Source organism: Ornithinibacillus sp. FSL M8-0202 (genome assembly GCF_037975285.1).
GTDB lineage: Bacteria > Bacillota > Bacilli > Bacillales > Amphibacillaceae > Ornithinibacillus > Ornithinibacillus massiliensis.
Map to the genome: position 1 here is coordinate 2,570,535 of NZ_CP150248.1, position 14,011 is coordinate 2,584,545.

A 14,011-nucleotide genomic window follows, 5' to 3' on the forward strand; every position below is an offset into this window, starting at 1 on the left:
TGGGGGAACAAATGATGAGAACAGTAAAAAAAGCAATTATACCTGCAGCAGGACTAGGAACTAGATTTTTACCTGCGACAAAAGCGATGCCGAAAGAGATGCTTCCGATTGTGGATAAACCTACTATTCAGTATATTGTAGAAGAAGCCATTGCATCTGGAATTGAGGACATTATTATTGTAACTGGTAAAGGTAAACGTGCAATTGAGGATCATTTTGATCATAACTTCGAGTTGGAAGAGAATCTTTTGAATAAAGAAAAATTTGCATTATTAGATAAGGTTAAAGAGACTACAAATGTAGATATTCATTATATTCGTCAAAAAGAACCTAAAGGTTTAGGTCATGCTGTTTGGTGTGCACGTAAGTTCATTGGTAATGATCCTTTTGCCGTTTTACTTGGTGATGATATTGTGCAGGCTGAGATTCCTGGATTAAGACAGTTGATTCAGCAATTTGAAGAAACTCAGTCTTCTGTAGTTGGGGTGCAACAGGTTCCTGATAATGAAACACATCGTTATGGTATTGTAGATCCTAGTACTATCGAAGGACGTCGTTATCAAGTTAGTAATTTTGTTGAGAAGCCAGCGCCTGGTACTGCACCTTCTAATTTAGCTATTATGGGGCGTTATGTGTTTACTCCTGAAATTTTTGGTTTCCTTGATAGACAGCAGATTGGTGCTGGTGGGGAAATTCAGTTGACGGATGCGATTCAAATGTTGAATGAGGTTCAACGTGTTTATGCTTATGATTTTGAAGGTAAGCGATATGATGTTGGAGAGAAGCTTGGGTTCTTGACGACTAATATTGAGTTCGGGTTGCAGAATGAAGAGGTACGTCAAGAGTTGTATAAGTACTTGGAAGGAAAATTAGAAGAATTTAAGCTGAAAGTTTAATTTGATTTTGTGTTTAGATGGTAAGGCCAGTGTCGAGGGATGTCGTTTTATGATGCAAGGATACTTCTTGTATTTATAAGTTATAGACATTCTTCGACTTCTAATTGGAAATTCAGGTGATGTCTTTTTACCATTTATCAATGGAGGCACTCGGCTATGCTGTGGGTTGAAAGACCTTAGACTCTTGTTGTCGATAGTGTGGTGTGAGGTGGGGTTAGATGCCCTAACTTTAATACTAATTCTACGATGAGGTAGCAGATTGTTAGTAGTTTAGTAGTTGGTTAGAAAGAAAGTTCTAATTGAGTCCTAATCTACTAAAATCAAACTTAACTGAGGAAGGAAGTCTAGAAGATGGATTCTAAAAAAGGGAAAGAAAGAATATTTCTCTCTTCACCGCATATGAGTGATGAAGGTTATGAAATGCATTATGTTAAGGAAGCTTTTGATACAAACTGGATTGCTCCACTTGGTGAAAACGTAAATGGATTTGAAAAGGAACTAGCTGAAAAGGTTGGTTCTAAAGCCGCTGCTGCACTGTCTTCAGGAACAGCGGCTATTCACTTAGCTTTAAAAGCTGCTGGAGTAGGTGAAGGGGATATTGTATTCTGTCCGACACTTACTTTTTCTGCTACAGCAAATCCAATCATCTATCAAAATGCAGTTCCTGTTTTTATAGATAGTGATTATGAAACTTGGAACATGAGTCCGAAAGCTTTAGAAGAAGCATTTGAGAAGTACCCAGAAGTAAAGGCAGTTATTGTGGTTCATTTATATGGTTTATCCGCTGATATGGATAAGATTATGGAGATTTGTAAGGATCATAATGTAGCAGTTATAGAAGATGCTGCGGAGTCTTTGGGTACTTACTATAAAGGTAAGCATACAGGGACTTTTGGTGATTATGGTATCTTCTCTTTTAATGGAAACAAGATTATCACAACCTCCGGTGGGGGGATGCTTGTTTCTAACAATGAAGAACGGATTGCAAAGGCTAGATTCTGGGCAACCCAGTCAAGAGATCAGGCAAAACATTATCAACATAGTGAACTAGGATTTAATTATCGGATGAGTAATGTTGTTGCAGGGATTGGTAGAGGACAGCTTAAAGTGTTAGATCAAAGAGTTGCCAAGAAGAACTACATTTTTGAGTTTTATAAAAGAGAACTTGGTGGGCTTGAAGGTGTTGAGTTTATGCCTAGCAACGAATGGGATGAACCAAATTATTGGTTAAGCTCATTAACGTTGACTGGTAAGGTGAGGCCGATTGATATAATGGAAGCTTTGGAAGCTGAGAATATCGAATCAAGACCGGTTTGGAAACCGATGCATTTGCAGCCATTCTTTGAAAAATATGACTTTGTTGGTACGGATGTATCGGAGAAATTGTTTGAGAATGGTGTATGTTTGCCGTCTGATACGAAGATGACGGATGAAGAGTTGAATAGAGTTGTAGAGATTATTAAGGGGTTGTGGAGATAAACAATGAGAGTTTTTAACTTATTTATTAAACGTATGATGGATTTTCTTGGTAGTTTAATAGGTATTATTATTATTTCTCCGATTCTAATTATTATAGCTCTATCTATTAAGTTGACCTCAAAAGGTCCAGTGTTTTTTAAACAAGAACGCCTTGGGAAGAATGGTAAGGTTTTTAAAATTTTAAAATTTAGAACAATGGTTGTTAATGCTGAAAAAATTGGCTCAGGTTTGTTTGTAAAAACTGAAAGTGATAACCGAATTACAAAAATCGGAAAAGTACTTCGTGCCACAAGCTTGGATGAACTTCCTCAACTTTGGAATGTTGTTACTGGTGATATGAGCTTAGTTGGCCCGAGACCTCCCGTACCCCATCATCCATATAAATATGAAGATTATAGTGATTTTCAACGAAAACGTTTCGAAATGAAGCCAGGTATGACTGGTTTAACACAGGTCACTGTGAGGAATTCTGTATCATGGGATGAACGAATTCCGATTGATGTTAAATATATTGAAACATTTAATATTTGGTTAGACATTAAGATTCTTTTTAAGACACTTCAAAAGCTATTCAAACGTGAAAGTATATATACTCATAACAATGTAATAGGGACAGAGAAATCATCTAACATTAATTAAATTGTGAGGGGTTATAATATGGAAATCGCCATTCGGAAATTTCAAGAAGAGGATATACCATATAAGGTAAAATGGATAAATGATGATAAAAATAATAAGTACCTGCATTATGATTTACCTCTAAGGGAAGATAAAACTCTTCAATGGTTCAAATCTCTTGAAGGTAGAGATGATAGGGTCGATTATACCATTACACATACTGGAGAACCCGCTGGATTAATTGGGTTACTAAATATTGATTTGAAGAATAAAGAAGCTGAATATTACATTTGTCTTGGTGAAGACAAATTTAAAGGAAAAGGCATAGCTAAAGTTGCAACGGACCTTTTAATTAAAAAGTCTTATAAGGAAATTGGCCTCAATAAGATATATCTTTATACGGAAGTAGATAATATTCGCGCTCAAAAACTCTTTGAAAAAAGTGGCTTTGTAAAAGAGGGATTACTAAAAAATGATCTATTTTATGACGGAAAATATATAGATAGATATGTATATAACTTAGATGTGGAAAACTATATTCATAATGTAGGTGGAGTAAAAATTGGATTTAGTTAACTATAATGCAACACCAATTCAAAGTTTAAGTGAAAATCTAAATAACAACGAATTTTATATTAAGCGTGATGACCTTCTCCCCATTTCATTTGGAGGAAATAAGGCAAGAAAAGCAATTCTATTTTTCGAAGACTTAATCTCAGAAAAATCAGATTGTGTCGTTACGTATGGAAGCAGTAGCTCGAATCATTGTAGAGTTATAGCTAATATTGCAGCTGCAAAGGGTATCCCATGTTATATTATTTCACCAACTGAATCAAGTTACCCAACATCTAATAGTGAAATGATTAAGTTGTTTGGTGCTTTCGTTACGAAATGTCCTGTAACCCAAGTAAGTCTTACGATTGAAAGCAAGATGGAAGAATTAAGAGCAAAAGGTTACAATCCCTATTTTATCCAAGGGGGAGGCCATGGTGATATTGGGACACAATCTTATATTAATGCATATGAAGAAATTGTAGATTATGAAAAGTCTGTAGGTATGCATTTTGATTATATTTTTCATACAACTGGAACAGGAACCACACAAGCTGGACTTGTATGTGGGAAAATACTACATGGTGATGAGAGAGAAATTATTGGAATTAGCAATGCACGAAAAAATCCTTTTGGTAGTCAAGTAGTTCTTGAAAGTGTCAATAGTTATTTGTTGAGTCAGTATAAAGAACCAATTGTATCTGAAGCAATAGAATTTATAGACGACTATGTACTTGATGGATATGGTTCCTATAACGACAAAATATTACAAACTATTAAGGATGTTTTAATTAAGGATGGTATCCCAATGGATACAACTTATACTGGAAAAGCTTTTTGGGGCATGAAAGAGTATATTAAAAAGAATCATATTAAGGATAAGAAGATACTATTTATTCATACTGGTGGGACACCATTGTTTTTTGATAAATTGGAGGATCTTAACAATGAGCGATGATTTAAACATACTAATATTAAGCTGTGGTACTAGAAATAAAATTGTGCAGTATTTTAAGAAAGAGTTAGATGGTAGAGGTCTTGTAATGGCAACAGACTGTTGTGATTTGGCTCCAGCCCTATATGAGGCTGATAAGCACTTTATCGTCCCTCGAATGGATGATGAAGGATACCTTGATGCGATTCTCTCTATTTGTAAAGAGAATAAGATTAAAGCAGTCTTGTCATTAATCGATCCTGAACTATGTCTTCTTGCAGAACATAAACAGGCCTTTCTGGATATTGGTACGACGCCTATTGTATCAGATTTAAGTGTTGTGGAACTATGTTTTGATAAATATAAGATGTTTGAGTTTTTAGTTCAGAATGGGTTTAATACTGTTAAGAGTTATATAGATAAAGAGATTTTTTACAGTGACATAGAAGCTGGAGTAATAAGTTATCCAGTCTTTGTTAAGCCTGTGAGAGGTAGTGCAAGTATTAATATAAGCAAAGTAGCTTCAAAAGAAGAAATTGAGTTGTTATTCAGTCGATACGATAACCTCATGATACAAGAGTTTATGGATGGAACTGAATACGGCGTGGATGTTTATATTGATATGATTTCTAGTGAACCAGTTGCGATATTTATAAAAGAGAAAATAAAGATGAGGGCTGGTGAAACTGACAAATCGGTTTCAATTAAGGATGAACGACTATTTGAATTAATCATGAAATTTGTGAAAGATATAGGGTTTAAAGGGATTATTGATATTGATATTTTTAAGGTTAATGGTGAATATTATATCTCTGAAGTAAATCCTCGTTTTGGTGGAGGCTATCCTCATGCATATGAGAGTGGTATAAATATACCAGGTATGGTTATTAACAATGTGGATAGTAAAATGAATAGAGAAGTAATTGGGCAATATGATGAGGGAATATATATGATGAAATTTAACGAGTTGAAGATTAAACGTTCTTAACATTTAATACTTATTAAGGAAGGCTATAATAAATGAAAATATTATATGTATCCACATTGTCGAATACAATTAATGCATTTATGATACCACACATTAAGCTTTTAATAGAACAAGGCCATCATGTGGATGTAGCTTGTAATATTGATAGAGATATAAGTCCTAGTCTTACTGATAGTGGTTGTGAAGTTTTTGATATAAAATTTCAACGTTCACCTATATCAAAACATAATTATGTAGCTTATAAAAAATTAAAAAAACTTATACAGGAAAAAGGGTATGAAATTGTTCATACTCATACACCTGTTGCTTCAATATGTGTAAGGCTCGCTTGTAGAAATATGAAGAATGTTCGGGTAATGTATACTGCTCACGGTTTTCACTTTTTTCGAGGCGGGCCAATTAAAAATTGGTTGTTATATTATCCAATTGAATATTGGTTATCAAGATATACTGATGTGCTAATAACTATTAATAAAGAGGACTATAATAGGGCGAAGAGGGTATTTAAAGCAAAAAGTACTAAATATATTCCCGGTGTCGGACTTGATACAAAAAAAATTAGTCAAGTGATTGTTAATAAATTGGTAAAACGTAGGGAATTAGATATTGAGGAAAACTCCTTTGTATTACTTTCAGTAGGAGAACTAAATAAGAATAAAAATCATGAAACTGTAATTAAGGCTGTAGCGAAATTAAACAATCCTAATATTATTTATATAATATGTGGGCAAGGTGCATTGGATAGCTACCTTAGAAATTTATCAAAAAAGTTAGGGGTAGATAAACAAGTTAAACTGTTGGGATATCGAAAAGATATAGCTGATATTTGTAAAGCAGCAGATGTTTTTGTTTTTCCGTCTAGGCGTGAAGGTCTTGGCATGGCAGCGCTAGAGGCTATGGCATCTGGTTTACCAATTATAACTTCGAACGTGCACGGAATTGTTGATTATTCAATTGATAGTAAAACAGGTTATTGCTGCAGCCCCTTGGACGTTAATGGATTCGCAAAAGCAATTGAAAAACTGAAAAATAATGAATCGCTAAGAAATAAAATGGGGCAGGAAAATATTGAACTTGTAGAAGAGTTTAATATTGATAGTTCGCTTGTTTATTTGCTTGACGCTTATCAAATAGCTAATGATAATCCAAAGGGTCATTAGTTATTAATAGAGCTAGTAGTACTTTAGGCGGTTATAAATGATTTATTGAAGGCGGAGTATAAATGGACAATAATAAGGATTTCCCGAAAGTGCTTTTAATTTCAGACGCAACTTGGTCTAATTCTAATAATATAGGTAATACTTATACAAATTTATTTGGTGACTGGCCTCAAGAAAAGATAGCTATGCTTTATACAAGAGCAGATCTTCCTGAAAATTCTATCTGTAATAAATACTTTCAGATTGCAGAAAATAGACTGATAAAAAACATATTTAATAAAAATATAAAAACAGGTGTTGAATTATCTAATAGTCATTTAGAAGGCAACATATCTAGTGATGTTAAAGAGGATCAAGAAACAGGAAAAAGAATTTATTCTTTCTTTAGGAATTTTAGATTGAATATATTTTTGGATGCAAGAAATCTATTATGGAAAATAACAAATTGGAAAACTGAAGAATTAGATGATTTTATAGATGATTTTAACCCAGATGTGGTATTTTTATTAGCATGCTCACAAACATATATGAACGATATACAAAGGTATGTTATTAATAAAACCAAAAAGAAAACTGCAATTTATTTTGTTGATGATATATACTCCAAAAGACGATTTTCCTTGTCACCATTTTTCTGGCTGAATAAATTGATATCAAGAAGAAGTGTTGAAAAAACGGTAAGATTAAGTGATTTAGTTTATACTATTATACCTAAACAAAAAGAGGAATATGATAAATATCTAAATAGGGAATGTAAAGTATTAAATAAGGGAGGACAATTTAATTCATCGTTCCCAAAAAACAAGAGTAAAAATTCACCTTTAAAACTAGTATTTACAGGAAATATTACTGCAGGACGATGGGAAACATTGGCTAAAATTGGATATATATTAGATAGGATAAACAATAAAGCGAATGTCGCTCATTTATATATATATTCCCAAAATAAATTAGATTTAAAAGTCAAAAAAACATTTGATAGTAGTAGAAGTCTTAAATTTATGGGTGGGATTCCAGCCGATAAAGTTAAAAAAGTTCAAGGTGAAGCTGATATTTTAGTTCATGTAGAGTCTTTGAAACTAAAAGAAAAGTTGTTAACACGATTATCTTTTTCAACAAAAATTGTGGACTACTTTGAAAGAGGACGTTGTATTTTAGCTGTCGGTTGGGGAGATGCCGCTTCCATTGATTATCTAAAAAAAAATGATGCGGCAATGGTAGTAGATGATTTGGCGGATTTGGAAGATAAGTTGAGAGAGCTTATTGAGAACCAAAATTTAATTGAATTTTACGGTCAAAAAGCCCGGACATGCGGTGAAAAATATCATCGCATTGAGATAATTAGAGAGGGTTTGCGTCATGATTTGGCTGAGTTAGTAAAAAAGTAACTACAGCTAGTTAATAGGAGATGATTTTATGTTTAAAGATAAAACATTACTGATTACAGGTGGAACAGGTTCTTTTGGAAATGCTGTAATGGAGAGATTCTTAAATACTGATATAAAAGAAATTCGTATCTTCTCACGTGACGAGAAAAAGCAGGATGACATGAGAAAACACTATAAAAATGACAAGCTAAAGTTTTATATCGGTGATGTGAGGGATTTGGCAAGTGTAAAAAATGCTATGCATGGTGTGGATTATATTTTTCATGCAGCAGCACTAAAACAAGTTCCATCATGTGAATTTTTCCCCCTTGAGGCTGTTAAAACAAATGTAATGGGAACAGAGAATGTATTAACGGCAGGCATAGAATATGGAGTAAAAAAGGTAATATGCCTTTCAACGGACAAAGCGGCATATCCAATTAATGCTATGGGTATTTCAAAAGCTATGATGGAAAAAGTATTTGTAGCTAAATCTAAAACGGTTGGTCCAGATAGAACTTTAATTTGTGGAACTAGGTATGGTAATGTCATGGCCTCACGTGGCTCAGTTATTCCACTATTTATTGAACAAATAAAAAATGGACAGCCTTTAACAGTAACAGACCCTAATATGACAAGATTTCTTATGAGCTTAGAAGAGGCAGTAGAGTTGGTTATTTTTGCTTTCCAAAATGCTGAAGCTGGAGATATCATGGTTCAAAAATCCCCTGCTAGTACAATTGGTGATCTTGCTCAAGCTGTAAAGGAACTATTTCATGCTGATAATGAAATAAAAATTATTGGAACACGTCACGGAGAAAAGCGTTATGAAACTCTTCTTACAAAAGAGGAATATGTAAAGGCAGAAGATTTACCTGGGTTCTATAGAGTTCCAGCAGATCAAAGAGATCTAAACTATGATAAGTATTTTGCAGAAGGAGACCAAAAGCTTACTACTGTAGAGGAATATAATTCTGATAACACTCAGATCTTAAATGTTGAACAAATTAAAGAAAAGCTTCTTGAATTAGATTATGTACAGAAGGAATTGGAGCAATGGAATAAAAAAGTTCAGGTATCAAACTAAAAGGTGGTATTTAACTATGAATATTCTTGTTACAGGAGCAAAAGGTTTTTTAGGGAAAAACCTAATAGCTGAACTTAGAAATAGAGGGTATAACAATATATATGAGTTTTCTAGGGAAAGTGATATTTCATTACTTGAGAAATATACAAAAGAATGTGACTTTGTCTTTCACTTAGCAGGAGTAAATAGACCTAAAAATGAAAATGAGTATATGGAAGGTAACTTCGGTTTAACTTCTCAATTACTAGAACTATTAAAGAAACATGGAAATAAAGCTCCAGTTCTTCTAACTTCGTCCGTTCAAGCAGAAAAGGATAATCCTTATGGAATTAGTAAAAAGGCTGGAGAGGATTTACTATTTAATTATCATAACGAAACTGGTGCGAAATCTTATATATATCGACTACCAAACTTATTTGGTAAGTGGAGCAAACCAAACTATAATACCGTGGTAGCTACATTTTGTCATAATATAGCTAGAGGCTTAGATATTCAGATAAACAACCCCGACATAGAGCTTAATCTTTGTTATATAGATGATGTATTAGAAGAATTTTTAAGAGCTTTAGAGGGAAAGCCCACAATGCATGAGGATTTCTGTGTTGTGCCAGTAACACATAATATTAAACTTGGAGAGTTAGCTAACCTTATAAAGAGCTTCAAAGAAAGCAGAACAAATTTAAGTATCCCTAATATGGAAGATGCTTTAACAAAGAAGCTATATAGTACTTATTTAAGCTTTTTACCTGAAGATCAGTTTTCATATAACCTTAAAATGAACTCTGATAACAGAGGCTCTTTTACTGAATTTTTGAGAACACCTGAAAGAGGACAAGTTTCTGTAAATGTATCTAAACCAGGGATTACAAAAGGAAACCACTGGCATCATACTAAAAATGAAAAATTTTTAGTTGTAAGTGGAGAAGGTTTAATTCGTTTTAGAAACATAAATTCTGAAGAAATTGTTGAATATAAAGTAAGTGGTGAAAAGTTACAAGTTGTAGATATCCCTACCGGCTATACACATTCAATTGTAAATGTAGGAGAAACTGATCTCGTAACAGTAATGTGGGCAAATGAATGCTTTGACCCGGAAAAACCAGACACTTATTTTGTGGAGGTATAATTAATGAAGAAACTAAAAGTTATGACAGTCGTTGGAACTAGACCTGAGATTATTAGATTATCAGCAGTTATAAATAAATTAGAAGAATCAAATGCAATTGAACACACACTTGTTCATACCGGGCAAAATTATGACTATGAATTAAATGAAATATTCTTTAAAGATTTTAATTTAAAGAAGCCAGACTATTTTCTTAATGCGGCTACGGGAACAGCTGTAGAAACAATCGGTAATATCTTAGTTAAAATAGATCCTATCATGGAAGAAGTAAGACCAGATGCGTTTTTAGTACTTGGAGACACTAATAGCTGTTTATGTGCAATCGCAGCAAAAAGAAGACATATTCCTATTTTCCATATGGAAGCGGGTAATAGATGCTTTGATGCCAGAGTTCCGGAAGAAACAAATAGAAAGATTGTTGATCACACAGCCGATATTAATTTAACCTATAGTGATATTGCAAGAGAATATCTTCTTAGAGAAGGATTTCCATCAGATAGGATAATTAAAACAGGGAGCCCGATGTTTGAAGTTCTTAATTCTAGAAAAGATGATATTGAGAGCTCAGATATATTAGAGAAATTATTCCTTGAAGAAGGGAAATATTTTGTTGTATCTGCTCATAGAGATGAAAATATTAATTCGGAAACTAACTTCCAGGATTTAGTGAATAGTTTAAATGCAATTGCAGAGAAATATAACATGCCTGTAATTGTAAGTACACATCCTAGAACTAGAAATATGATTGATGCAAAAGGAATCGAATTTAATCCACAAGTCAAAACAATGAAGCCATTAGGATTTAATGATTATGTGAAACTTCAAACTAAAGCAAAGGCAGTACTTAGTGATAGTGGAACGATTAGTGAAGAGTCTTCTATTCTTGGATTTAGAGCACTAAATATTAGACAAGCTCATGAAAGACCAGAAGCGATGGAGGAAGCTTCAGTGATGATGGTTGGTTTAAGGAAAGAAAGAATATTACAAGGATTGGAAATTTTAAAAGCGCAAGAAAAGAACACTTTGAGAAAGGTATCAGATTATAGTATGCCTAATGTATCGGATAAAGTTGTTAGAATAATATTGTCATATACAGATTATATAAATAGAGTAGTTTGGGGTAAAAGCTTATGAAAGTGGTACAAATAAACTCTGTCTGTGGAGTAGGTAGTACTGGGAGAATTGCGTTGGATATTAGTAAGAAATTAAGTGAACATAATATTGAGAATTATATCCTTTATGGTGTTGGTAATTCAGATTATCCAAAAGCAATAAAATTTGGTGGTAAAGTTAATGTTAGAATGCATCAAACCAAAACTCGTTTGTTAGGGAAACATGGTTTTTATTCAAGGAAAGCGACCCACGAATTAATTAAGAAGTTGGGAGAAATAGATCCAGATGTTATTCATCTGCATAACTTGCATGGTCATTATTTAAATGTAGAAATTCTATTCAATTATTTAGCTAGAATAAATAAGAAGGTAATTTGGACTCTACACGACTGTTGGGGCTTTACAGGTCATTGTGCACACTTCGATTATGTTGGTTGTGATAAATGGAAAAGTGGTTGTGGAAATTGTCCAGCTTTGAAAGATTATCCTAAAAGTTTAATTTTTGATCGTTCTAAAGAGGCCTTTTCAGATAAGAAAAGACTTTTCAATAGTATAAATAATATGACCATTGTTACTCCATCAAATTGGCTCGCTGACTTAGTGAAACAATCATTTCTAAAGAATTATCATATTAAAGTTATTAATAATGGTATAGATATAGATGTATTCCATCCCATAAAGAGCGATTTTAGGAAAAAATATAATATAGATAATAAGTTCCTTATACTTGGGGTTGCTAGTGTTTGGGGGAAAAGAAAAGGTTATAAGTATTTCATGGATCTTGCTCAGGAACTAAAAGAAGATGAAATAATTGTTTTAGTTGGGCTAACAGAAGAACAGAAAAGAGAACTACCATCAAATATTATTGGTATTACTAAGACTAATTCTATTGGTGAATTATCTGAAATATATTCAGCAGCCGATGTATTTGCTAATCCAACATTAGAGGAAGTATTAGGTATGGTAAATATAGAAGCTCTTGCATGTGGAACACCTGTAATTACTTTTAACACAGGAGGAAGTATCGAATGTATCGATGAAGGCTGTGGATTAGTTGTTAGAAAAGGGGATATTAAGGGATTAAGAGATGGAATACAGATAATCAAAGAAAAAGGAAAAGTAAATTATTCATCTAAGTGTGTTAAAAGGGCTATAACCTACTATAATAAAAATGAACGGTATAGTGAATATATAGAGTTATATGCAACTTAGCAGAATACAATAATAGCTAGCCTATAATTAATATTATCTTTTCATCTATTGACCTGAAAATCAATATATTATAGGTAGTTGCTATTGCTATTGCTTACAATAGCATCAAGGAGATGAAAAAATGAGTTTTTTAATTGTTATAGTTTGTACCTTTTTTTTGATTATTGGAATTGGACTAGAAAAAAAAATATACAGTCCTATGGTTATATTTAACTTTTGGTGGGGTATTACTATTTTTATTTCTGGGTTTGGCTTTTTTAATTTTTATATACCTTCACCAAATACCTACTTAATAATGTTACTCGGTATTATATCTTTTAATCTACCTCTTATTGTTCTTACGAAGAAGAGTATTAAAGTGCCACCGACTGAATCTAGTAAGAGTCTTAATCAAAATAAAATAAAAAAATTTTTAATAGCAATTCACACTGTTATAATAGTATATCTACTCAGTCTATCGATAGAGGTTCTAAGATTATTATTATCAGGTGTTAATTATAGCATGGTTAGATACTTATACTTTTATGGAGATTTAAGAAATATATATGAAAGTTTAGCAACAAATTGGGTTATTACTCCTATAATTTATTTCAGCGTGATTCTAATTTCAATTTTATTTTTTGAAGATAATAAGAATAAAATAAATAAGTACTTGTTCATTACAACTATCTTTTGTGTAACGCTCTATTCTTTCTCATCTGGAGGTAGGGGAATTATCTTAAACAGTGCACTGATATTTTTTTTCAGCTATTTAATGCACAGAAAAAAGATAAATTTAAGTATCTCTCAGAGGTTTAAAATAAGAACTTTGTTAGGGACTCTGGTTGTCGGTTTAGTTACTATTACTATTGTTAGAACTGGACTAAGTGCAAATATGTTCTCTGGAATACTTCGAACAGTTGTAGGATATTTTACAGCTCCATATGTATATTTTGAAAAGTTATATGAATATACATCGTTGGTTCAGGAAAGAGTACTACTTTTTGGAGGCATGTTTTTTAGTGGAGTACTAGACATTTTTATAATGGGCTTAAGATTTATAGGCTTAGAAATCAAACAACCTTCATATTTTCTTGCTGAATATAACCAAACATTTTTACTCGTAGGTGACAATACACTCTATAATGCTTTTCCGAATATGATATTTGCATTTCTTTATGATTTTGGAATCGCAGGTGTAATTATAGGACCTATAATGTTTGGCGTTATGGCCAAATTGGCGTATCAAAAAATGATATCAACTAATAAGATTGCTTATAAAGGAATTTATATTATGATTGGGATTATGATATATGAAAGTGTGATGAAATGGTCTGGGACAGGATTTACTCCTTGGGCGGTGATTTTGTTATTTTTGTGTTTTAATTATTTTTCAAAGAAACAAACTAATTAGAATTACAATTTAAAAACGTTCGAAAAAGAATACGGTATTTTACCTTTGAGATAATTAATAATTCGAAGAGAACGTGAAGTCTTAAAA

13 protein-coding genes are annotated in these 14,011 nt (G+C 32.7%); all 13 read left to right on the plus strand.

Annotation, left to right across the window (positions count from 1 at the left end):
• The first annotated feature begins 14 nt into the window (after positions 1 to 14).
• Entirely contained in the window at positions 15 to 896 is an 882-nt protein-coding gene (gene galU / locus MKY78_RS13165; RefSeq protein WP_339213273.1) for a UTP--glucose-1-phosphate uridylyltransferase GalU, read from the plus strand.
• Positions 897 to 1,247: 351 nt separating this feature from the next.
• Complete coding sequence (locus MKY78_RS13170; protein WP_339213275.1) at positions 1,248 to 2,375, plus strand: aminotransferase class I/II-fold pyridoxal phosphate-dependent enzyme; 1,128 nt, start codon at positions 1,248 to 1,250, stop codon at positions 2,373 to 2,375.
• Between the two features lie 3 nt (positions 2,376 to 2,378).
• A complete protein-coding gene (locus MKY78_RS13175; RefSeq protein ID WP_339213276.1) occupies positions 2,379 to 3,014 on the plus strand; it encodes a sugar transferase in 636 nt (211 codons plus the stop codon).
• A gap of 18 nt (positions 3,015 to 3,032) precedes the next feature.
• Complete coding sequence (locus MKY78_RS13180; protein WP_339213278.1) at positions 3,033 to 3,569, plus strand: GNAT family protein; 537 nt, start codon at positions 3,033 to 3,035, stop codon at positions 3,567 to 3,569.
• A complete protein-coding gene (locus tag MKY78_RS13185) occupies positions 3,556 to 4,503 on the plus strand; it encodes a pyridoxal-phosphate dependent enzyme (RefSeq protein WP_339213279.1) in 948 nt (315 codons plus the stop codon). The genes MKY78_RS13180 and MKY78_RS13185 overlap by 14 nt, the downstream gene beginning before the upstream one ends.
• Positions 4,493 to 5,467: an ATP-grasp domain-containing protein gene (locus MKY78_RS13190; RefSeq protein ID WP_339213281.1), complete on the plus strand. Its 975-nt coding sequence runs from the start codon at positions 4,493 to 4,495 to the stop codon at positions 5,465 to 5,467. The genes MKY78_RS13185 and MKY78_RS13190 overlap by 11 nt, the downstream gene beginning before the upstream one ends.
• 32 nt (positions 5,468 to 5,499) lie before the next feature.
• Positions 5,500 to 6,627 carry a glycosyltransferase family 4 protein gene (locus MKY78_RS13195; RefSeq protein ID WP_339213283.1) on the plus strand — a complete coding sequence of 376 codons (1,128 nt, stop codon included), beginning with the start codon at positions 5,500 to 5,502 and terminating at the stop codon, positions 6,625 to 6,627.
• Between the two features lie 62 nt (positions 6,628 to 6,689).
• Positions 6,690 to 8,015, plus strand: a complete 1,326-nt coding sequence (locus MKY78_RS13200; RefSeq protein ID WP_339213285.1) for a hypothetical protein — start codon at positions 6,690 to 6,692, stop codon at positions 8,013 to 8,015.
• A gap of 28 nt (positions 8,016 to 8,043) precedes the next feature.
• Complete coding sequence (locus MKY78_RS13205; RefSeq protein ID WP_339213287.1) at positions 8,044 to 9,081, plus strand: nucleoside-diphosphate sugar epimerase/dehydratase; 1,038 nt, start codon at positions 8,044 to 8,046, stop codon at positions 9,079 to 9,081.
• A 16-nt stretch (positions 9,082 to 9,097) separates the two neighbouring features.
• On the plus strand, positions 9,098 to 10,207 hold the full coding sequence (locus MKY78_RS13210; RefSeq protein WP_339213289.1) for a capsular polysaccharide biosynthesis protein CapF: 1,110 nt from the start codon (positions 9,098 to 9,100) through the stop codon (positions 10,205 to 10,207).
• 3 nt (positions 10,208 to 10,210) lie between these two features.
• Positions 10,211 to 11,341, plus strand: coding sequence for a UDP-N-acetylglucosamine 2-epimerase (non-hydrolyzing) (wecB, locus tag MKY78_RS13215; RefSeq protein WP_339213291.1), 1,131 nt, complete (start codon positions 10,211 to 10,213; stop codon positions 11,339 to 11,341).
• Positions 11,338 to 12,531, plus strand: a complete 1,194-nt coding sequence (locus MKY78_RS13220; protein ID WP_339213293.1) for a glycosyltransferase — start codon at positions 11,338 to 11,340, stop codon at positions 12,529 to 12,531. The genes wecB and MKY78_RS13220 overlap by 4 nt, the downstream gene beginning before the upstream one ends.
• Before the next feature lie 121 nt (positions 12,532 to 12,652).
• Positions 12,653 to 13,924: an O-antigen polymerase gene (locus MKY78_RS13225; RefSeq protein WP_339213295.1), complete on the plus strand. Its 1,272-nt coding sequence runs from the start codon at positions 12,653 to 12,655 to the stop codon at positions 13,922 to 13,924.
• The last annotated feature ends 87 nt before the right edge of the window (positions 13,925 to 14,011 follow it).

Bases quoted from the DNA above. Each gene is read 5' to 3' on its own strand.
- MKY78_RS13180 (WP_339213278.1), top strand. From the start codon at position 3,033: ATGGAAATCGCCATTCGGAAATTTCAAGAAGAGGATATACCATATAAG.
- galU (WP_339213273.1), top strand. From the start codon at position 15: ATGAGAACAGTAAAAAAAGCAATTATACCTGCAGCAGGACTAGGAACT.
- MKY78_RS13175 (WP_339213276.1), top strand. From the start codon at position 2,379: ATGAGAGTTTTTAACTTATTTATTAAACGTATGATGGATTTTCTTGGT.
- MKY78_RS13205 (WP_339213287.1), top strand. From the start codon at position 8,044: ATGTTTAAAGATAAAACATTACTGATTACAGGTGGAACAGGTTCTTTT.
- MKY78_RS13225 (WP_339213295.1), top strand. From the start codon at position 12,653: ATGAGTTTTTTAATTGTTATAGTTTGTACCTTTTTTTTGATTATTGGA.
- MKY78_RS13170 (WP_339213275.1), top strand. From the start codon at position 1,248: ATGGATTCTAAAAAAGGGAAAGAAAGAATATTTCTCTCTTCACCGCAT.
- MKY78_RS13190 (WP_339213281.1), top strand. From the start codon at position 4,493: ATGAGCGATGATTTAAACATACTAATATTAAGCTGTGGTACTAGAAAT.
- MKY78_RS13210 (WP_339213289.1), top strand. From the start codon at position 9,098: ATGAATATTCTTGTTACAGGAGCAAAAGGTTTTTTAGGGAAAAACCTA.
- MKY78_RS13200 (WP_339213285.1), top strand. From the start codon at position 6,690: ATGGACAATAATAAGGATTTCCCGAAAGTGCTTTTAATTTCAGACGCA.
- MKY78_RS13220 (WP_339213293.1), top strand. From the start codon at position 11,338: ATGAAAGTGGTACAAATAAACTCTGTCTGTGGAGTAGGTAGTACTGGG.
- MKY78_RS13195 (WP_339213283.1), top strand. From the start codon at position 5,500: ATGAAAATATTATATGTATCCACATTGTCGAATACAATTAATGCATTT.
- wecB (WP_339213291.1), top strand. From the start codon at position 10,211: ATGAAGAAACTAAAAGTTATGACAGTCGTTGGAACTAGACCTGAGATT.